At 55.3% G+C, this 21,698-nt stretch carries 15 protein-coding genes; 10 read left to right on the forward strand and 5 right to left on the reverse strand.

Annotated features, from left to right (window positions below):
• Positions 1–532: 532 nt before the first annotated feature.
• Together CCHOA_RS08725 and CCHOA_RS08730 are read left to right on the forward strand one after the other, a co-directional pair.
• Complete coding sequence (locus CCHOA_RS08725; RefSeq protein ID WP_123929555.1) at positions 533–1,483, forward strand: hypothetical protein; 951 nt, start codon at positions 533–535, stop codon at positions 1,481–1,483.
• A gap of 66 nt (positions 1,484–1,549) precedes the next feature.
• Positions 1,550–1,705 (forward strand): HipA domain-containing protein, encoded by a 156-nt coding sequence (locus CCHOA_RS08730; RefSeq protein ID WP_164472448.1) that lies wholly within the window; start codon positions 1,550–1,552, stop codon positions 1,703–1,705.
• Positions 1,706–2,061: 356 nt separating this feature from the next.
• Here the strand turns inward: CCHOA_RS08730 and CCHOA_RS08735 are convergent, their stop codons facing one another.
• On the reverse strand, positions 2,062–3,342 hold the full coding sequence (locus tag CCHOA_RS08735; protein WP_123929557.1) for a GIY-YIG nuclease family protein: 1,281 nt from the start codon (positions 3,340–3,342) through the stop codon (positions 2,062–2,064).
• A gap of 1,197 nt (positions 3,343–4,539) precedes the next feature.
• Positions 4,540–4,911: a hypothetical protein gene (locus CCHOA_RS08745; RefSeq protein ID WP_123929559.1), complete on the reverse strand. Its 372-nt coding sequence runs from the start codon at positions 4,909–4,911 to the stop codon at positions 4,540–4,542.
• A 605-nt stretch (positions 4,912–5,516) separates the two neighbouring features.
• Between CCHOA_RS08745 and CCHOA_RS08750 the strand changes: the two genes are divergently transcribed.
• The 4 genes from CCHOA_RS08750 (at position 5,517) to CCHOA_RS08765 (ending at position 10,866) form a co-directional block, all read left to right on the forward strand.
• Positions 5,517–6,758, forward strand: a complete 1,242-nt coding sequence (locus CCHOA_RS08750) for a hydrogenase small subunit (protein WP_245992124.1) — start codon at positions 5,517–5,519, stop codon at positions 6,756–6,758.
• A 17-nt stretch (positions 6,759–6,775) separates the two neighbouring features.
• Positions 6,776–8,524 (forward strand): nickel-dependent hydrogenase large subunit, encoded by a 1,749-nt coding sequence (locus CCHOA_RS08755; RefSeq protein ID WP_123929562.1) that lies wholly within the window; start codon positions 6,776–6,778, stop codon positions 8,522–8,524.
• Positions 8,521–9,789 (forward strand): Ni/Fe-hydrogenase, b-type cytochrome subunit, encoded by a 1,269-nt coding sequence (cybH, locus tag CCHOA_RS08760; RefSeq protein ID WP_123929565.1) that lies wholly within the window; start codon positions 8,521–8,523, stop codon positions 9,787–9,789. Before CCHOA_RS08755 ends, cybH begins: the two co-directional genes overlap by 4 nt.
• 372 nt (positions 9,790–10,161) lie before the next feature.
• The gene (locus CCHOA_RS08765) at positions 10,162–10,866 is read left to right on the forward strand and encodes a hypothetical protein (RefSeq protein WP_123929568.1); all 705 of its coding nucleotides are present in this window, start codon (positions 10,162–10,164) and stop codon (positions 10,864–10,866) included.
• Positions 10,867–11,453: 587 nt separating this feature from the next.
• Here the strand turns inward: CCHOA_RS08765 and CCHOA_RS11220 are convergent.
• Positions 11,454–11,603 (reverse strand): integrase core domain-containing protein, encoded by a 150-nt coding sequence (locus CCHOA_RS11220; protein ID WP_123929571.1) that lies wholly within the window; start codon positions 11,601–11,603, stop codon positions 11,454–11,456.
• Positions 11,604–12,210: 607 nt separating this feature from the next.
• Positions 12,211–12,420: a transposase gene (locus tag CCHOA_RS08780; RefSeq protein WP_123929574.1), complete on the reverse strand. Its 210-nt coding sequence runs from the start codon at positions 12,418–12,420 to the stop codon at positions 12,211–12,213.
• A 473-nt stretch (positions 12,421–12,893) separates the two neighbouring features.
• On the opposite strand from CCHOA_RS08780, the gene CCHOA_RS08785 reads away from it, so the two are divergent.
• From CCHOA_RS08785 to CCHOA_RS11075, 3 genes are all read left to right on the forward strand, one after another.
• The gene (locus tag CCHOA_RS08785) at positions 12,894–13,625 is read left to right on the forward strand and encodes a DUF6973 domain-containing protein (RefSeq protein ID WP_123929577.1); all 732 of its coding nucleotides are present in this window, start codon (positions 12,894–12,896) and stop codon (positions 13,623–13,625) included.
• A 42-nt stretch (positions 13,626–13,667) separates the two neighbouring features.
• The gene (locus tag CCHOA_RS08790) at positions 13,668–14,147 is read left to right on the forward strand and encodes a hypothetical protein (protein WP_123929580.1); all 480 of its coding nucleotides are present in this window, start codon (positions 13,668–13,670) and stop codon (positions 14,145–14,147) included.
• Positions 14,148–14,778: 631 nt separating this feature from the next.
• Positions 14,779–15,372 (forward strand): DDE-type integrase/transposase/recombinase, encoded by a 594-nt coding sequence (locus CCHOA_RS11075; protein WP_123929583.1) that lies wholly within the window; start codon positions 14,779–14,781, stop codon positions 15,370–15,372.
• A gap of 293 nt (positions 15,373–15,665) precedes the next feature.
• Here the strand turns inward: CCHOA_RS11075 and CCHOA_RS08800 are convergent, their stop codons facing one another.
• Positions 15,666–16,307 (reverse strand): hypothetical protein, encoded by a 642-nt coding sequence (locus CCHOA_RS08800; RefSeq protein ID WP_164472450.1) that lies wholly within the window; start codon positions 16,305–16,307, stop codon positions 15,666–15,668.
• 398 nt (positions 16,308–16,705) lie between these two features.
• Between CCHOA_RS08800 and CCHOA_RS08810 the strand changes: the two genes are divergently transcribed.
• Positions 16,706–21,655, forward strand: a complete 4,950-nt coding sequence (locus CCHOA_RS08810) for a DEAD/DEAH box helicase (protein WP_123929593.1) — start codon at positions 16,706–16,708, stop codon at positions 21,653–21,655.
• The last annotated feature ends 43 nt before the right edge of the window (positions 21,656–21,698 follow it).

Consider the following 21,698-nt stretch of genomic DNA (forward strand, 5'->3'; position numbering starts at 1 on the left):
ACGCTGCTGCTCGCCAGCGGGCAACGTCCACACAACCCGCACAGGCAGACCAGCGAACGAGCCCAATCAAAGACTCTCACCGCTGCTTTTGAGCTTCCATGTTTCACATTCCCATGCATGGCTATACCCCGATTTCCCTCGGCGTTTCTAGCGTGATTGCTGGCCCTATCCCCCACAATATGGCTACGCCCACCATTCGATCCGACACACGGCAGCAACCATTGGCGGCTACCGCACGAAAAGCTGACAGGGAAATGGACTCCAGCGCTACACGCCGCTGCACACACTCCATCCCCAGATAACGCCCTGCCCCACCCAATCCTCCGCTACAAGGGACACGCACGTGTCATCAAGCGGTTGACCACCCTCACCTACCCCTGTTAGCTAACTGCTATGTTAAATACGCTAACCTTACGTGAATGAAATTCCCGCTATAGCCGCGGCCTTGCCCCGGTGTTTTCTAGGTTTTGCTTACAGCCATTCTCAGTGAAACCGACCGCTGACGGAACCTGACACAGGAAAGAAGTATCCGATGCCTCGTCTTAACGCAGCTCAACTGCAAGGTGCTCGCAACCGACTCACGCTCTCCCCAGAGCTGCTGCGCCGCACCGCAACGCTCCTCGGATACGACAATATTGATGCGGAAGACTCGCTATCCCACAAGTTCGACGTCAACGATGCGGTCGAGCTACTACTGATGATCCAGCTCACCGAGATGGAGACCAATCCCCCAAGCTTCCGCCGCCAGGAAAAAGATCTAGCCACCATGATTCTTGGTCGCGTCACAACCGGAAATATTCACACACGGCAAGAAATCCACGAGCTTTTGCCACCAGAGACTGTTGTGCTGTTGCGCATGGGTCATCCTCGTCTGTGGGGCTATGCGGTCGCCCAGCGACTACCGGACAATGCACACATTGCTCTGCCAGCAAGTTTTTACAGGGATCAGACCGGCCCTTACACCACCCCAGAGGAAGCCTGGATGGGCGTGCATATTACCGAGGCAGACAATCTTGAGCAGCTGAATACTCACAGCCCCAGCGTTCCGGTGAATGAAGATCGTTACCAGCGGCTTCGCCTAGGCATGTCGCTGGCTGACGACTTCCGACAAGTGTGGTCATCTGCTCGGGGGCATTGGGCAGTCAGCCCTGACACCGCCTATATTGTGCCGTCGCGCTACGGGTGGTGCCCCTACATTTATCGGGTGACCGAATGGCGCGAAGACAGCTTCGGCGATGGGCAACGTAGTCGCTACACGGCGACCCGCGGTTACTATATTGATCCCAACAAAAGTTTCGGTATCGGGCTTGGAGAGCCCGACCCCAACAACTGCTGGCTGCCGACAATCACCTCCACCTCCGTCGAGCTCACCGATAGAGACGTGCAGGTTGCTGCAGCCGTGCACGACAAGGTGATTGCGCTTGGCCCTACCCAGAAAAATCCGGTGATCCGTCTGCGACAGAAGGGTCGCAGGCTTTTCTAGTCCCACAGAGCAGCTCGCCGCCGTCACATTTCAGCTGTTCGAAGACCGCCAGCCAAACTAGCGTGGTTGACTGGCAAGGGGGATCTCCACGCCAAAAACATTTCTATCCTCGACGATGGTGCTGGCAGATGGAATGTGGCACCGATGTATGACGTTATCTCAACGGTGTTCTACCGGGACATGACCATGGCCTTACCCATCGCAGGACGGACTAAGGACTGAAAGCAACTCATTGGTTGGATTTCGCCGAGACCATCGAGTTGCCGAGAGCTGCCATGCTCAGTGCAGTAAAGACCGTGCTAAAGGTTGTCGCCAATATGCGTCTTGCAGCGCTACCGTATAAAGGTTTTTGTGCTGTTGTGGCGCACAGCGTGAACGCAAGGTGCGCCACACCAGGGCCGCAGAGCTACTCAGCGAAGCTGGCCGTCGATAATGTTGCGTCCAGTATCGACTACTTCGTCAGGTGCCCGTCAGTGTTGTACCAGCACTGACGGGCATCACGTGGGAGTCGTCAACTATCGAAGTGGCTTCCCTCTTCAGCACGGTGTTGCTGCAGACACTTTGCACGGGATCATCTGCTAGCAGTGTTTTGAAAACCGGCTCGCACCGAAGGCTGTGGGTTTGGCGGCAGCAACACTGGAGAAAACTTGAGTAGCCAGTGCAGGCGAGTGGAATCGACGAAAAATTCCTGATGGCCCCTGCCGCATCATCGTGATTGCTGCTTGTCTAAGTAGTGGTAGTAGCCCTGGGAATTGCACGGTCACAAACTTTTCGAGGCTTCCCACTGGCAGGCTGAGCATGTCTCGCGTTGCCACCCGGTAACTGTGGCGGCCGACAACCCAGTGAGGGGATGCGACTCGTGGATCGGTGGGGTAATAGCAGCGAAAGTACATCTCTTCGCCATCGTGTAATAAAACATTGTCCAAGTCATATTTCTCGGCAAAGACTGGGAGCAACGAGTGCTCCGGGAAGTTCACATGCACCCAAAAGGATGGTGCGGTGGCATCAGCTTCTAATAAGCGAGGATCTGCAGGCACAAAAGGTTGGCGCGGAAAGAATGCGATTTCTAAAACCCCAGTGTTTAGGGTTGCGAAACGTCCTCTAGCCGTGGAGGGCATGTCAGACAGAGTCCAGTAGTCGAGTTCGGTATCGACAGCATTGGGGATGACATGATGAAGCAAAAAGCCGAGATCGTCGAAGATAGCCTCATACACTCCCTGCCAGATTCCCTGCCGATGCGAGGGCTTCGCAAAATAGTCGCCTAGCTTGGTGTTAACCGGATTCCCATCTTGGGGGTTGATGCTCACCGTTGCTTGATCCGCACATAGTGGTTGCCCCGCCGCAACACGCCGCTCAACACTGTGTAACTCGTAGTTCGGGGCGCCAGTAGCCCAGTGGTGCTGTGCTTCGATCGACACCACGGCGTCAAAAGGGGCAGGTTGCCCGTGACCTAGATTCCCGGCCTTGTTACGCAGTGTGTAGCCTGCTTTACGGAGCCGGCTGATTTCAAAGCGTTCAGCCTCATTAAGATCACCGCTGGGGATGGGGCGGAAGGCGAAGGCAACGATGTCTCCCCAAGGCTCGTGGTGAGAAGAACCGTGAACGTGCGTGGCGAACCGGGTGACAACATCCACGGATTGCCCCACACAACGGTCGCCGTTTGAGAATTCCAGAACGTAGATACCGCGACGTTCACTGCGGATGAAAGGCGCAATGGATTGGCCAGGGCTTATCTGCCAACGTCGATAAACCTGGTTTGCTACGGGGTTGTTTCCGCGCAGAGAGATCCTTGATGTTGTGGCGACACATACCGACGTGATCATGCTGGCGGCGGGTTCCACTGGGCGGGCAGAGCTCATCCAAGTACTTAAACCCCTATTCTTGTTGCATACGTGCGAAGATCTGACCGCATACCTCTGCATCCGCGCTGGCTTCGTGGTCGTAGAACACCGCACCTGGAAAAGAGTGAGCAACGACGGCATCGAAGACTTTTTCGGTCAAGTTTCGTCGCAAGCATCCGCCGAGCCATGCGCAACATGCACAGCTTGGGGTTGTTTATGGATGGGTGATCGTAGATCGAGTCAAGATCGGGTAGGCACATAGCCATCACAGGCCATGTGGTGGGCAACGAGTGATCTATGGGCAAAGAAGTTGCCGATGGTCTAACGAATATCTGGCCACTGAGGTGCGTCGGCACCATCGCCGGCGGCAATACTGTGAATCCTCATTTTCCTGGGAATGAATGAGCAAACATCAGCATGAGGGCGCAGCAGCCTGTGGAAACGAGCCGTGATGGTTCCGTGGCTATCGAAAGGCCACCAAGCCGACGGCGCAGGCTGATCGGCGTTGCTCGTTGGCGGTTTCGAAGTCGATGACAACGAATTCCTGCATGGGTTTCTCCTGTGGGTGCAAGCCATGGAGCTGCTGTGTACGAAACTGCTTTTCGCATGTGAGATTGCATAAACAGCCAGACGACTACAACTGGCGCCTGCCAGCATAAGAACCTTTACTGTGGCACAGGCGTGTAACCTTCACGCACAACAGTGTCACGGCACACATGCGGGGATATGCGTGTCGCGATGGGGTGTTGCTGAAAGAATATTGGGGCTCATCGCGCTTGCGCCCTGCCCATGTGGTGACCGGGACGAATCATTGCTGAGCGCTACGCTCGGCGGCAAGACTCGTATCAGACAGCACTGTGTGAACGGTGTTCCCGGGGCTTGCCGAAAAAGGATCAAGCACTCACAGATATCACTGCTGACAGGTTTTCCTCCTTGTGAAGGCGACGGTAGCAACGAAAGTAACACCCCTGTGCGCGCAAGAGCCTGCGTCACCGCACCCGTTGTTACGTTTCGTCGCATCCGAGGGCTGCAACAACGGCCTAGCGCTAGGGCACGGTGGGGTGTTGGAACCGAGACGATCGCAGCGCCTGTGGCCTGTCCACTCCCCGATCCGAAGGCGGTATCCGTGGACACATTGTGAGTAGCATAAGTCCTGGTTTTCCGCGCTACTCAACACAGCTCAGCGCATTTGCTGGTGGTGATTGCATGCTGGTGTCATTCCTGACCGGTCGAGTCGGAGGCTTTCCGGGCAGTCCAGGAAAAGTCCGGCTTCGAGGGTACTTCGAATCCCTGCGGGTAGTCACCGTAGAGGACATGCATTTTCTCGATTTCCTCCCCTACGTCGGTGACGAACTTCTCGGAAAACAGGTCAGCGAATCCGTCGTAGCCTGATGCGTGTCCCTGCGCCCATTCGATAGCCCCCAGCACATTGTCTGCGCCGGTGATCCGGTATTTTTGGGCGATTGCAAATGTATCTTGACTTCTGTGGCTAAACAAGAAGTCACAGTAGTCGGGGTGCCACAGACTACCCGTGGGGTCATCGTCGGGGGTTGCTATGACTCGATCGATGTGTGGGTCAATGTTCATCGCGTTCCTTGTGTTGCCTGGTGTGGCGTGGTTGGCGTGTGGAAGATGGTCTGGCGGCCATGATGGTTCTCGCCGAGAGTAATGCTCGTCTCACGACTTTGGGATCTTCGCAAAGAGTGAATCCTCCGGCCACTTCTAATGGCTTGCGCTTTTCCTGGCACGCGGCCACGCGTCTGAGACGAAGGGGTTGAGGGCTGTTGCTGCCAATGTCATCTCACGCCATTGCCCTTGATCGTATTTCTCCCCAGAAAATGGGGACAAAAGGCAGTGACTTCATTCACAAACACCCCTCAACTGTGCCTTTTCGCCGATGCACTGCTGGCTTGTGGCCTAGGTTTAGCTGTATAGATCGGCATCGATCTCACCTGCCTGTAATGCGGCTGGCTTGTGTGTGCCGCTGTTGCGTGTACGGGCCTGCCTGGTGTGGCACGTTTTCGTGATGATGCCGTAAGAACCCCGGCGCAGGTGGCTACTGATATCGCCGCGAATCGTGACTGTCTTCGGTCATCGGTGACACCTAAGACAGTGTTGGTTGGCGTTTTTCGGGTGTTCGTTCCTGCACGACAATGTGAAGCATAACGAGAATAAGTGGAGTCGATTCGATCATGATGGGTCTCGAGTCAAGCTGGCAAGGTGACACGCTCGCCGATAATCTGCTGGCACGCGGGTATTCCCGGCGCGACTTTATGAAAATGTGCTCGTCGCTTGCGGCAGTGTTTGCCGTTGGTACGCCGTTGGCGGGTGGAGCGTTTACTGCCCGGGCGCAAGAAGTAGCCGACAAGCTGGGGGCGGTGAAGAAGCCGAATGTTGCCTGGCTGCAGCTGGTGGAATGCACCGGCTGTATGGAGTCAACCCTGCGCTCTGGGGGCACCACGATTGAGGATATGGTGCTCAATTTAGTGAGTGTCAACTATAACGAGCTGGTGATGGCAGCGGCGGGTACCGCTGCTGATAAGGCGCTCGAGGAGCTCAATAATGAGCCCCATATTTTGGTGGTGAACGGCTCTGTTACCACTGATGATGACGGCATCTATTGCACGATTGGCGGCAAGTCGTCGGTGCAGGTGCTTGAGGAAGCAGCGAAGAATGCCACAGTTATTTTGGCGGTGGGGGCGTGTGCTGTGTATGGCTCGGTGCAAGCCGCCAAGCCAAATCCGACGGGGGCGAAGGGGGTTGATGAGATTATCAAAGATAAGCCGGTGATTAATGTCTCTGGCTGTCCGCCGATCGGTGAGGTGATTACGGCCACCTTGGCGTATGTGCTCACTCACGGGAAAGCCCCGAAGGTGGATGCTGAGGGTCGTCCCCTGTTTGCCTACGATCAGCGAATTCACGATTCTTGCCCGAAGCGTGCCCATTTTGATGCCGGCCAGTTTGTGCATTCTTTCGACGATGAGGGTGCCAAGAACGGCTGGTGTCTCTACGAAGTGGGGTGTAAAGGGCCGTCGACGTTCTCCCCGTGCCCGATTGTGCAGTGGAATATGCACACCTCGTGGCCGATTGGGGCGGGGCATCCATGTATCGGCTGTACCGAGAAGCATTTCTTCGATCGGTTTACGCCGTTTTATAAGGAGCTGCCGGATGCGGGTGCCTTTGGCATTGAGAAGTCGGCTGAAACGATCGGTCTTGGACTGGTGGGCGCTGCCGCCGCCGGGGTGGCAATCCATGCCGGCATTACAGCTGCAAAGACGGTGAATGCCCGCTCAAAGGAACGCGATACCGAGTTGTTGGCCGCCTTTGGTGACGAGCCTTCCACTGTGGCAGATTCTCCGGTCGATACCCCGGCAGATATTACTTCCCCGCCGGAGTCGGCTGCCGGCACTGACACCACAACCACCCAGAAATAGGCAGGGCTTGAATCACCATGGCTGTAGAGAAAGTCGTTATCGATCCGCTGACCCGTATCGAGGGACATTTGCGTATCGAGTTAGAGACTGACAATCAGAAAATCACTAATGCCTGGTCGGAGACCACCCAGTTCCGTGGGATCGAGGAGATTGTTACCGGCCGGGACCCGCGGGATGTGTGGGCGTTTGTGGGGCGTATCTGCGGGGTGTGCACGGGTACCCACTCGGTGGCCAGTGTTACCGCCGTTGAGGATGCGATCGGCTCGAATCCACCGCCGCAGGCACAGCTGATCCGCGATATTGTGCTGGCCAGCCACGAATGCCACGACCATGTGGTGCATTTCTATCATCTGCACGCCCTGGACTGGGTGAATGTGGTCTCTGCTGCCAGCGCTGACCCGCAGAAAGCGGTCGAGTTCGCCAACTCCATTGGTTCCACCTGGCGGGGCAACACGGTGCACCAGTTCGCGAAAGTAAAGCAGACACTCAATGATGTGCTGGCCTCCGGGCAGTTATCGATTTTTACCAACGGCTACTGGGATCATCCGGATTATCGTCTCCCCCCGGAAGCGAATCTCATGGCGGTGAGCCACTATTTGGATGCGCTGCAATATCAGCGCTCCATTATCCGCATCTCGACAGTGTTCGGCGGGAAGAATCCGCACCCGAATTTCCTGGTGGGCGGGATGGCCTGCCAGATTGATCCGGATAAGTCAGAGACCGTCAACCAGGTACAGGTCGATAATGTGATCGGCTGGGCGAATGAGATCAAAGAGTTCGTCACCGAATGCTATCTCCCCGATGCACTGGCGATTATGGGGGTCTATAAGGACTATTTCGATATTGGTGCCTCCAGTAATAGTTTCTTAGCTGTCGGCATGGCCGGCACCACCTATCGGGGCGCCCCGGACGGGATGGCTGTGTCGACGATGCACCGCGATATTCGCCCCGGCGTGATTTTGGATGGTGACTACACCACCTTGCACGATATTGACCCGGAGAAAATCAAGGAATATATCTCTTCGGCGTGGTACACCTATTCAGTCGGTGACGATGAAGGGCTGCATCCGCTAGCTGGGGAAACCACCGTCAACTACACAGGCCCCAAGCCGCCGTATGCGTGGCTCGCCGATAATGAGCGCTACACCTGGTCGAAGGCTCCCCGCTATGATGGTCGCGCTGTTCAGGTCGGCCCGGTTGCCCGAGTACTGCTTGCCTATCTACAAAATGAGCCGCGCACCCGAGAAATTGTCGACGGCGCCTTTGACAAGCTGGGGATTCGCGTCGAGCAGATGAATTCGACCGGTGGCCGCACCCTTGCCCGTGCGGTGGAATGTGTAACGAGTGCGGAAACACTTGTTGGGGATTTGCTGCCCCGGTTTGTGGCAGCGGTCAAGGGCGGCGACTATGACGTGTTTGATTCCTCAAAGTGGGAGCCCAAGACGTGGCCGAAGACCTGTGAAGGCTTCGCCATGATGGAGGTTGCCCGCGGCTGCCTGTCTCACTGGTGCACCATCGAGGATGGCAAAATCAAGAATTATCAGGCGGTGGTGCCCACCACGTGGCTTGCTGGTGGTCGCGACCCGAAGGGGCAGCTTGGCCCCTATGAGGAGGCGCTCGCTGGCAACCAGCAGCATCCGCTGGTGGATCCTACCCAGCCCCTGGAGCCGCTGCGCACCATCCACTCCTTTGACCCGTGCATGTCGTGTGCGGTGCATGTCACCGACATCGACGGCGACGATCTTGTGAAGGTTGTGACTCCATGAGTCGGCACACACTCCCCACTACGACCACAGCCAGCCGTCCCCGGCACCGGCTTACCGGCGGCGATGATCAACTCGTGGTCACCGTCAGTGAAACCTATTCGGCAAGGCGTTTAACGTCCGGGCGGCTGCTGGCAATGGCCGCGTGCACGCCAGCGGATTCTACTGATCCGGTCGATGAGGCGATTGTGGCCTCCCTTGCCACGAACCGTCCCGATATTGTGCGCATCCCGGTAGCAGCCGACAATTTTCACCCCGCCACCCCCGAGCGCCGCTATTCGCTGGCAAAAGTCACAGGTTTCTTAATCGACAAGAAACCACAGGACTTGATGGTGATGCGCGGCACGATTGATGCGGTGCTCGCACACGCCACTATTGACCGGGAAGAGAAAACCCCATTCTTAAAAACCGCCGAGTTTCTAGAGCGCACCGGTCTGCGCTGCCTGGCGGTTGCCAGCGCAGAAATCCTGCCTGATGGCACCCCCGGCGAATTCCATGTGGAAGGCTTTATCGCGCTGGCGCTCGAGAAGCTCTCCGATGCGCGCAAAGAGGTTGCCGGTAATCCGAATGCGTGGGTGCGAGTCAACCTGTGGTCGGCAACCTTGCGAGTCCAACACTGGGCAAACCTGGTGCTCATAGTTGCCCTGTCTATCACCGGCTACGTGATCATGGATCCGGGAATATTGCCGCAGCCGATGATCGACCCGGCAGGCCCCACCCCCTATCTCATGGGGACCATGCGGTTTATCCACTTTGTCTCCGGCTTCGGCTGGATTGTCCTGGCACTCACCCGCCTGTGGTTGGCTTTTGTTGCCCGCGACCGGCAGCTGCGCTGGCGCTCACTATGGCCGCTGAAAAGCAAAAAGGATGTGCAAGGGCTGATCGGCACCATCCGCTACTACCTATTTATCGATGCCCACGGTCCGGTGTATTTAGCCCACAACCCCCTTCAGCAGCTGGCCTACACCGCCATCTACGGGTTGTGCATTATCCAGATCTTCTCCGGGCTTGCGATCTATGGGCTCTACAACCACTACAACGGGTTCTGGCGGATACTGTCCGCACCAGCCGGGTGGATAGGTATCCCCAACATGCGCCTGATTCATGCGTTGATCATGTTTTTGATCTGGGTGTTTATCATCATCCACATTTATTTGGCGGTGCGCGCCGACTCTGTGGAACGCCACGGTGGAATCTCGTCGATGATCAACGGCGGCGTGTGGCTGCGCCGCGGCACCAAGCCGCTGGATGCACCGAAGGTCGGCTAGGAAACACAACACGCCAATCATGGTACGGCGCAGCAACAACGGTTGAAAAACCTCCGATACTCAACCCGGATTTCCACCGATCTCATCAAGTAGAAGCCTGGAGAATCACCATCAATCGTGGATACCATATTCAGTGTACAGATTTATCTCAACTTCGAAAAAACCTTCAAGGAGAGCACCGACACCATGAAGATAGGGGCTGTTTAATAATAGTTTAAACCACCCTGAATCACCCAGTTTCCCTGTGAATCCGGAGAAACGAAAAGACAATGATTCGTAAACTTTTTTAATACCTTTGCAGCTGTTTACTTAAGTATCAGCCTGGTGCTACACGGTGACGGATAAACATACCGTAACTTAAGGAAACAGCTCATGAGAAACCTCATCATTGCCAGCATAACGGTCTTTTTTATTCTTGGGCTCGTGATTGCTATCGCTGCCATCACGGGACATTTACGTTCGTTTCCGCCATCCTCCTCGAAACCAGGCGAACCCCATATGTTTGCTCTCTTCGAAGACGACTCCGATGCTGGTTCGTCGACGAAACCTGCTCCGGATCCAAAAGATATTCCGCCGATCGACACGCTTCAGCCACTGACTTCCACAATCCTCAGCCCGCAGGTCACCGCTACGACGGCCACGTATTCCGCAATGCAGCCAGCCAGCGGTCAGCAGGCAACCCTAGTCGAACCGATCGGCATCGAGTCAGCCGAGCATCTGCGACAACTTGCCTCCCCAATCGGAGCGGTGAAGTTTTATATCGATGGGGTGGCAGAGTTCCATAGCGCCGTATCGCACTGTGTCCGGGTCACCGACGACCAGGTCGATAGTGGCGCCATAGAACCCGAGCCGATCACCATGATCTCCCAGTTGATGATGGATCAACTCGGCAAAGACAAGTCCACTGATGGATGCTATGCCTCCTACGAGAACAACCGGCTCACCGTAGTCGTTGGTAACGGACGGCTGCCCCGATATACCGCGGTGCAGCTCGAGTTCAACCGCAGCCTGAAAAAGGGGAGCCTCTCCCCCTATGTGGAAACCTTCGGACTGCTGTTCACATCAGAGAAACAATAACTGCTGGAAACTTAGTCGACGCGCAAGTCCGTCGCGGGCAGCCCTACGTGGCTTTGCATCATTCACAGTAAGTCAAGCCACCCCTGGAGCTGCCCCGCATGAAGCAGCGATCTCAAGATGTAGTGGTCCAAACTCTGAAAACCCCAGGGCGGAACCCCGCAGATGCTCCAGCCGGCCATCGATTCGGTTCAACGGGACCGCCTGCATATCTCGTAGTCGAAGTCAGCCAGAATATCCTCACCGAACTTATTGGGCTCTCCGTTATTCGCTATCAGCAACGGATAGTTTGATCGCTCCTTGAGAATATTTTTCACTCATCGGCGATGATGAGCCGAGTAGATGTGCGCCATGAATGCACGGTGAGGAGTTGAGCTGGTGTTGCTCTGTTTTTGTTGACACCAAATAGGTGTAAATCTTCACCTGCCACGCTTACGTGGCTAACCGTGAGGGGTCCCCGTTTTTAGGTCCACTACGTTGTAGAGGATCTCACTATTTTTAAGCCAGCTTTGTTCATGCTAGCGAACTCCGCTGGGGTGCGATATCCCAGGGAAGAATGCCGGTGATAATGGTTGTGTTCCGCATGAAAATCAGCGATGAACACACGGTAGCTCCAACAATGATCCGAAATCATTTCTTACCAGGCATTCGTAGCGTCTACGGCGATGAAACAACTCGACCACACCGTTATTCCACGGAGTGCCTGGCGGGATAAACGCTTGTCCCCACACGGGTTCCACACAGCTGCTTCAACCATGAAAAGATACACCCCAAGGCCCGTTATCCATACGCAGCACCTCGGGTGTGCCACGGTGAGCGAAAACAATAGCTAGCTCCTGGCACAACCGGCCAGCTGTAATACACCGCTAAAACCAGGTCACACAGTGATGCGCGATTGAACTCACCTGTCATCGACGCGATTGTACAAGTCTTTCCATCGCTGGTTGTGTGGAACTTACAAATCGATACTCCACACCTGATTCGGTGCCGTGGGGCGGCCTGGTACCGGGGTAATCCCTTGGCCTAGACGACGTGTGATCCAACACTGGGGGCGTGTAAGTCCTTAACTAGCAACCACAACCGCCTCAACTTTCTTAATAGTGATGGCCATACCGCAGTCGTGTTTTCAGCCTGAGCCTGAGCACGTTTGAACCCATGACACGGGTGCTTGAGTGAATAGTCTCGAAGGATTCGGCGTAGATCCCTGATCTGGGTCATCAACGGTCTCTTTACGCTTGACCCGGCGAAACACACCCCGTGAGATCCCGACAATACTGCAGGCCAGCCGCTGTGAATAACCTTTTGCGTTGACCAAGTGTTCTACTACCCGGCGTTTGGAAACCGGGCTTAGAATTTTCCCTCCGCGACCTGCATGTTAAGCGTCGATCCGCAATATCTGTTCAGCGACGATCCGACCCAAGTGTTGCGTTTTCGTCGTTCAAGGGCCGTGCCGCTCCTGTCATAGCCTTTCGTGTCCATGCCGTTGTATTTTTTGCGCCAGTTGTACAGGGTTGCTTCCGATACACCCAGCTCGGCGGCGATCTCGACATTGCTCATCCCGGTAGAAGCCACCCCGCCTGTGCGCTGTCATTAGCGGACGATCTGTTTTACGGGGAACGGGTTTTACGGGTCGCGAGGTTCCCTTAGAGGGAGAGGGGTGATGAGGATTTTCGGTGATTGTAGTGCCGAAAAACCGGACGGTTCCGTACACGTTTCATGGCACCAAAAACGGGGTACCGGTCAACTGCAACAACCCTTAAAAACAGGGAGCCAGCAGACCGCAGCACAATCGTCAAGCAACCTTGATCGGGGGCGGCGCTTCGATTTTCTTTCACAGTAGAGCGCGAAAAATCAGCGACGGTACTAGGATGAAAAGCAGCGTAGCTTGATCTCGAAAATTTTGGCTTTCACGCGAAGTTTGCGCTGGCGCTCTCTGATCACCCTCGAACATCAGCGGCCTCCTGTGGCAATAATGAGCCTTCAAGATTAAGCCCTGAGCTACGGTCAAATAGTTCTCATAGAGTGGAATAATGGCAAAAAAAATTTTCTTAACTGTCGTTCTTACTTCTATAGCCATGATGGTTGGAACTGATATTTCTCATGCAGCGCCTGAGAAAACGGTTGAACCATTACCAACCTCAGCCATAGAGAGGGAAATCGCTAGCTTCTCTCCAGAACTCCCAGAGGATACCCTTGGGAATGTTGAAGACGGAGAAGAAATATTTAATGAGATAAAATATAGCGAGAATCCATGGCTGGACATTGAGCGGTTGAGTGATCGGGATGCATATTCACTTCTAGCTTATGTCAACACGCTTCCTACGCCACAAGGAAAGGTTCGATACCCTGGTGAAGGCAGCGACTTTTTCATGGCTCTCAACGAAAAGATCGCATGTGTTCGACAAGTAGGAGCACTGAACTGCTCGAAGGCCAATGCACTTGCCCAAAAAGCCCAAAGGGACGCGGATTATAGATTCCCTGGGCGCATGCACAATGGTGGACCGGGGGATGCGTTTCGGCATTGCTGGTGGAGCGCCTCAATGACCACCGATATCAGCGAGAGTGTGGCGAAGATTGTAGGCGACAATCACGAAAAGTATGTCTCTAAGGACTCTTACAGTCCCGAGGATAGAGAGATGGATCTTTTCAATAACGCACAGGGTCGGTGGGCAGCCGTCGCATCCAATTTTAAATGGCAAGAAGCCGTTGAACTGTGCGACAGTTGGACAAATAATGGAATTCTACGTGTAAATAACCCATAAAGTATTTTTGCCCGCTATCAGCTCGCCTATAAAGGGGTCGCTTTGCGTGATTTAAAAAAATTCCTCGTCTTGATGCTCGTTGGCCATATCTCATTAGTCTCGTGCAGCGATGATACCGATCTGTCCGATCGCCTCAAGGAAACCGCCCGCGAGTCACAAGAGTTCACGCTCAACGAGGCGCTTTCAATTAAGGTGAAGGAAGCCTACATTTTCTGCCCCTACACCGACTGGAAAGACGGAGTCGCAAAGGGCTTTTCTCGGGATCAGTTTTACTCGATCGACGACAATTATAAGGCGTGGGAGACCTACAGTGGGCTCGGGATAATTCCCGCAATCGGCGACGAGTCGAAAGTGCTGTGGTTTTCTCCGAGGGAACTGAACTTCTGTCCAACCGGGTATGAAGGGCTCACCCAGCTCGCAGGCAATGACGTCATCACCGTCTCTGTTGAAGAGAAAGAATTTGCCGACGGCACTACGAGCCCCGTGCGTGTCCTTCAACGCAAAGCCGCCTCCGCGCAATAGGTCGCTACGGGTTTACAGGACCTTCTGTCATTCACTATCCAGCAACGGATCTTGTGATCGCTTGTCAAGAATGTTTTCACCCATCGGCGATTTGGGGTCCAGGTAGCTGCACACCATGAATTGAACCTGTACTTGTTTTGGACACTCAGTGATAAGAGAAAATGAGAGACCACGACTCCGACACACAAAACCCCAGTCCAAAGGTAAAAAGGGCTCCATCCTAGAATCCAAAGACGATGCCGTGCGTATGGTCATCGAACTTGATAAAACCATCCAGGAAGTCGCGACCTCCCTGGAAGTGCACCCCTCACAGCCTCGGCCAATATGTGCGTGCCTGGCGGGCAGACCACCCAGAAGTGAAAACCCGGACCGATAAGCCCAGCCTAAAAGCAGCAGCAAAAGAGGTAACCGACCGGGAAAAAGACCATGAAACCGCCCGGCTACGGATGGAGAACAACTTTTAGAAAGAAGCAGCGAGCCTCGATGCCACGACGCACGATGAGATGAAAAATGCGAGCTTATCGCGGAACAAGCAAGGCAACTATCCACTATCGATGATGTGCCGGTTGCTCGGGAGTGCATCGATCCTCGTTCTACTACTTCAAGCAGCGTCGAGGTTGTTTGAACGCATATGCCCGCTACCGGCAAGAATTGTCGGGGAGAGTGCAAGAGATTTTCTATTCCCAACGGCAGTGTGGAGTTGAGAACCATCGTGGGCAGACCCCGGCGTGAGGGGATTGACATCTCTGATCGTCTGGTACGCGGCGATCATACAAGAATACAACCTGGTGACAGCCCCGTACCAGGGCTTTCCGGCGAACAACAGTGCGCGATAACCGTGCTGGTGTCGGTATCGCAGATAGTGTGCGGCAGCGCTTCGACCCAGAAAACTATTAGCTCGGCTGCCATCTGGGAGGAGACATTACTTATCTTAAAAGTAGGCGGCTCGTGGATGCATGTAGCGACTGTTATCGATTTGACTACCAGGAAAGTGGTCGGCTACGCAGTTGATAAGCACATGCGTGCAGACCTAGCGCTTCAAGTCCTGGTCAACGCGCCTGGTAACGGGATGCGGCAGGGGGCGGTGTTCCATTCCGATCGAGGTAGTCGATACACCTCACGACTGTTTGGTGTTGCTTGCCGTGATTTGGGTGTTACCCAGTCGATGGGGCGGGTGGCTACCTGCTATGACAATGCGGTCGCCGAGTCGTTTTTTCTCAATTAACATGCGAGCACTACTACCCGAACTCGTCGCCGAACAGGCTTGATGCCTACTGGCAGGTTGCCAGCTGGATTCAGCACTCCAACACGGTCAGGTATCACGGCAGTTCCGGGTATTGAACCCCGGATGAAGCCTGGCAGGAGAAAACCGGTGCCGGCTACGGGCTAGCCGCCTAATCAGGCAAGTAAACACTCTCCAAGGGTGATCCAATTGTTACAACCTCGATTGTCCAAAAACTTGCAAGCCCTTCAGGACCCCTCACCAACGCACACGGGGTGCTGTGTAGTTTTGTTTCATCACCGGGTAGTAGTCGGCGCCAGGTTCAACAGCAGGGACTCGACAGGTCCGCGGCGCTGTCGCCGCGACCACAGCAGGGCACAGGCCACAACAACAGCAAAATCAAGGGCAAACCACCAGGGTGCAGTACCCGGTCCTGCGGCTGCCGCGGACGGCAGTGCCGTAGCACGATAGTGATCCTGCGGTGTTGCCGGGTGGGCGAAGGTGTCGGCTACATCTTCCCGCCCGTGGTCACGCCAATACTGGGCAACCAGCTCGTCGAGTCGGCTACGTGTTGCTTGGTAAATAGTTGTTACTTCCGCGAGTGTTGTCGCAGCGCGTAATTGTGTCGCAGTCGCCGTGGCGAGAGCATCTACCCCGGGCACGCTTGAAAGATCTTCGGGCAGCGGCAGCTCACTGCTGTCAGTCCACGTCTGCGCCGTCGCGACTGTTCTGCCAGCAAGGGTTAACAGGACTGCCACATCAGTGGATTCAGCAGCCTCGAGGCGGGCATGCATGAGTGTCAGGAATTGTTCTTCCGCAGCCGGGGTCATCGGGTCGTCGAAATACCACTCTGTTTGAGGAGAAGTCCTGCTGGAGACTCGATCAAGCTCCCCGGCGGGGACGACAGCAAGTCCGACGGCGAGCATAACTGAATGCACCAGAAAAAGCGTGGCCACCATCGCTCCCATCTGTGCGAGCAGCCGTGAAACAGCCAGTGGCTCACGCCGGCCAGCCCCATCCGGAGGACACCCATCGCCTTGAGCGCTCCGACGGAGCCGTTGTAACCGCAGGCCAGCGTGGCGACCTTCTCCTTCAGGCGAAGCTCAGCGTTGATACCGTGTGTTCCCACGGGGACGCCAAACATGCCCGACGCGATCTCGATGTTGAGAGGATCTGCATAAAAGCCAATGATCGCGTTATTCGATTGCCTCAGCATTGACTGCGTATTCGGGGGTCACTCAATGCGACGCGCACAGCTGGCAGAGACAATCCAGCACAGAAAAAGCTCCCCTCGTTTGTATTGCTCGGGCTCTAGGGTTCTGAGATAGTTAGGGGCATGCCAACTTTCACCGATGCCCTCGAACAACTCCGAGACAACCAGCCGTCTGGGAAGTACGGAATCGCGTTCGAACGGTTGATGGTCAACTATTTCCGGACAGACCCCGTGCTCAGTAGCCAATACGACCAGGTCTGCCGCTGGGTTGACTGGGGCTATAACAACGGGAAAGCTGACACCGGCATTGATATGGTGGCCCGACGCATCGAGGATCACCGGTGGGTTGCAATCCAATGCAAGTTCTATAAGCCCATCACCTCGATCCAGAAATCCCACCTGGACTCGTTTTTCGAAGCCTCCGGCCACACGTTCACCACCGAGTATGGTGTGGAATCGTTTGCCCAGCGCATCATTATCTCCACCACGGACCGCTGGTCAAGCAATGCGGAAGCAATGCTCGATAGCCAGCTGATCCCAACGCACCGCATCGGTATGGCAGCTATTGCCGAGTCCCCTGTTGACTGGGATATCACCTTCCCCGGCTCGGAGATCGAGATACATCTCACCCAGCGCCGCACCTACGAGCCGCGACCCCACCAAAGTACTGCCATTGAGAAAACCCTGGCAGGCTTTGCTAACCACGACCGCGGCAAACTCATCATGGCTTGCGGTACAGGGAAAACGTTTACTGCCCTACGCTTGACTGAACAATACGCGGAGACACACGGCAACGTTGCTCGAGTCCTATTTCTGGTTCCCTCTATCTCGTTGCTGTCGCAAACCTTAAAGGAATGGACGGCACATGCCCGCCTAGATTTGAAGACGTTTGCGGTGTGCTCGGATGCGAAGGTCTCCAAAAAAGCTGAGGACATCGCCGCCTACGACTTGGAGGTACCTGTCTCTACCGATGGGGCAAGTATTGCCAAGCGGTTCGCCAGCGGAAAACATGCCGCAGGGTTGCAAGTAGTGTTTTCCACCTACCAGTCCTTGCCTGCTATTCACGATGCCCAAAATGCAACCAAACATGACATTCCACTGGCACCTTTTGATCTGATCATCTGCGATGAGGCGCACCGCACCACCGGTGTCACACTCGCCGGGGAGGATGCCTCGAATTTTGTTCGCATCCACGACGCGGACTACATCCAAGGGGCGAAACGGCTGTATATGACAGCCACACCCCGCCTGTTCGATGACACAGTGAAAAATCGTGCCATCGAACATTCAGCAGAGCTTGCATCCATGGACGATGAAGCCATCTACGGCCCAGAATTTCATCGCCTTGGCTTCGGGGAGGCTGTAGAAAAGGGACTGCTCACCGATTACAAAGTCCTGGTCATGACCGTGGATGAAGATGTCGCAGCCGATGCGCTGGCCCGGGGTAGCCAGGAGGTTAATCTCTCCCAGGCATCCGCGATGATCGGGGCGTGGACCGCATTGGCAAAACGGTCAGGGAAAAACCAGGGCAGCAAAGACGGGTTTGAGCATGGTGCTGCACCAATGCGCCGGACTGTGGCGTTCGCGAAAGACATTGCCACATCAAGAAGTATTGTCGCGGATTTCCCTGCCCTCATCGCACAGCATCAGCTGGCACTGGCCGAGGACATTGATGCTGATCACCACAATATTGATGTGCGCGTGGCTGCCCGGCACGTCGATGGTGGGATGAATGCCATGGTGCGCAACACCCACCTGTCCTGGCTTCAGTCCGACATTCCCGATGATGAAACTCGCATCCTCTGCAACGCCCGCTGCCTGTCTGAAGGTGTCGATGTTCCGGCTCTTGACGCGGTGGTGTTCTTCAACCCCCGCAATTCGATGGTCGATGTGGTCCAGTCGGTGGGCCGAGTCATGCGCAAATCAGAGGGCAAAGACTATGGCTACATTATTCTGCCGGTGGCTGTCCCACCGGGGAAATCACCATCGGAAGTGTTAAACGATAACCAGCGCTTCAAAGTGGTCTGGCAGATCCTCAACGCGCTGCGCGCACATGATGATCGTTTCAACGCGAAGGTCAACTCCATCGGACTGAACCAGTCCACCCCTGACACGTTGCCGATTGATGTGCAGCCCGTTAATCCAGTGAGACCCTGGGCGTCCCCAGACGCCGTGGAGATCGATATCGAGCGGCAGCTCGCCAACACGCTAGCCTTGTTCTCCCTTGAGGAATGGAAGGAGGCAATGTACGTCAAACTGGTCGACAAAGTCGGCACCCGCACCTACTGGGAAGACTGGGCTGATGATGTTGCCGACATCGCGGCTGCGCAAACCACTCGAATCAAAGCTCTGCTGGACGCCGCCGACGCTACACTCCATACCGAATTCGAGTCATTCGTGGAAGGGTTGCGCGGCAACCTCAACGAGTCGATCACAGCCGATGAGGCCATTGGGATGCTCTCGCAGCATCTCATCACTGCACCAGTGTTTAACGCCTTGTTCACTGAGCATGACTTTGCCTCCCACAACCCAGTATCCCGGGTGATGCAGCGCATGGTAGATGCGCTCGCTGACAAGCGTCTGGAATCGGAAACCGAATCCCTAGAAAAGTTCTACCAGTCGGTGCGTGTGCGCGCCTCTGAGGTCAGTAGTGCCGCCGGTAAGCAGCAGGTGGTCAAAGAGCTCTACGAACGGTTCTTCCGCAAAGCATTCAAAAAACAGTCTGAGGCACTGGGCATTGTCTACACCCCAGTTGAGATTGTGGATTTCATCCTGCGCGGTGCGGATCAGTTATCCCGGCAGCATTTCGGTCGAGGGTTGACCGATGAGGGTGTGCACGTATTGGACCCATTCACCGGCACAGGCACATTCATGGTGCGTCTGCTCCAGTCGGGGCTGATCAAACCCGAAGACTTAGCCCGCAAGTACGCCCAAGAACTGCACGCAACCGAGATCATGCTGCTGGCCTACTATGTCGCGGCGGTCAATATTGAGACCACGTACAACGCGATCATGGCCGACAGAGCCAAGCTCGACGCCGATGGCGATGGCGAGCATGAGTATGTGCCGTTTGGTGGTATCGCGCTGGCGGATACTTTCCAGGCCTATGAGGATGACGATACCCTCGATCTGGAGGTGTTCGTTGAGAATAATGAGGCGATCCAGCGTCAGAAGCGATCCCCGATCCATGTGATCATTGGCAACCCGCCGTACTCGGTGGGGCAAACGAGTGCGAATGATAACAATCAGAACGTGAAGTACCCGACCTTGGATGCGCGTATTGCCGAGACTTACGCGGCAAAGTCCACGGCGACGAACAAGAATTCGCTGTACGACTCATACCTGCGTGCCTTCCGCTGGGCGACGGACAGGATCGGGGATCAGGGTGTGGTCGCGTTTGTGTCGAATGGTGGCTGGATCGATGGGAACACTGGTGATGGTGTGCGCCTGTCGATGGCGGAGGACTTCACGGATGTGTACGTGTTCAACCTGAGGGGTAATCAGCGCACCGCTGGTGAGCTGTCGCGCCGTGAGGGCGGTAAGGTGTTCGGTTCGGGGAGTAGGAATACCGTAGCCATCACTTTCGGTATCAAGGATCCGCAGCGAACTGGGTTCACGCTCCACTACCGTGACATTGGTGACTACTTGTCGGCGGAGGAAAAGCTCAGCATCGTCGAGCGTTCTGATGTCTCATCTATCGGGTGGGAGACCATTGAGCCCAACCAGTATGGCGATTGGCTCAGCCAGCGCTCCGAAGAGTTTGAAACATGGCCGGTCTTGGGAAAGAAAAAGGAGGGCCAAGGCGCCATCGCCATCTTCCGTTCTCACTCTCATGGTCTTGGCACAAGTCGAGATGCCTGGGTGTACAGCTTCTCGGAGAGTAATTTGAGCCGCACTGTCGGCCGGCTCGTCAGCAACTATAATGAAGCCCTATCCTCATACCGTCAATGGATCGTTGATGGTGGGAGAACCAGCGATTCTGCCATCTCGACTTTCCTCGGCGATTTCCCCGAGTATAACGACGGTGAAAAGATTAAGTGGTCGTCAAGTCTCACCGGTACGCTGCGCAAGAGGATTGCAATCAGCACGGACTCTGGTGTCATCGTTGATAGCCTTTACCGACCCTTCTGTAAACAATACGTCTATTTCGACAGATATCTGAACCATCGCCAGGCGAAACTCCCGTCCATGTTCCCCACCCCGGAGCACGACAACAAAGGCTTCTACATCGTGAATCCAGGGAGTAGCAAGCCGTTTTCAATCCTAGCTACTGCAACGATTCCCGACTTGGCATTTTGGGGCTCGAACGCGGGACAGTTTTTCCCACGCTGGACATGGGAGAAGGTGGGCACCCCTAAGGGAGAACTCGACTTTGGAGCCTTCGACCTAGCCGTCAGCGCCGAGAAGGGTCTGGAAGGTGAGGTACTTGATGGCTACCGACGAGTCGACAACATCACTGACGAGATCCTCACCGAATATCGTGATGCCCTCGGGGAGGATGTGACCAAGGACGATATCTTCTACTTCGTCTACGGTCAGCTCCACGACCCCGACTACCGACAGAAGTATGCCGCAGACCTGAAAAAGATGCTGCCCCACATCGAAACCCCCGACTCCAGGGAACGCTTCGACCGTGTGGTGAGTGTTGGGCGCGAACTGATGGATCTACACATAGGCTACGAGGATGTGGAGCCCTACCCGCTGAACATTGAACTCAAGCGAGGCGCTTCAGAGGATGATCGGGAAACCTGGCGTGTGGCCAAGATGAAGTGGGCCAAGGTCAAGGATCCGGAGACAGGCAAGAACGTCAACGACGTCACCCGGATTATCTACAACAATAAGGTCACAATCAGCGGTATTCCGGCAGAGGCTGACGAGTACATGCTCGGATCGCGCTCCGCGTTGGCATGGGTGATCGACCGATACCAGGTAAAGAAGGATAAAGCCTCAGGCATCGTCAACGACCCGAATGATTGGGCCGATGAGGTGGGTAACCCACGCTACATCGTCGACTTGATCGGGAAGGTGACCCGGGTGGCCGTCGAGTCGGTGCGTATCGTGCAGCAGCTGTAGAGACAAGCCCCCGCACACAACCGCACCCTGCCACCGGAAGGCT

Origin of the sequence: Corynebacterium choanae (assembly GCF_003813965.1) — a bacterium.
Classification (GTDB): Bacteria; Actinomycetota; Actinomycetes; order Mycobacteriales; family Mycobacteriaceae; genus Corynebacterium; species Corynebacterium choanae.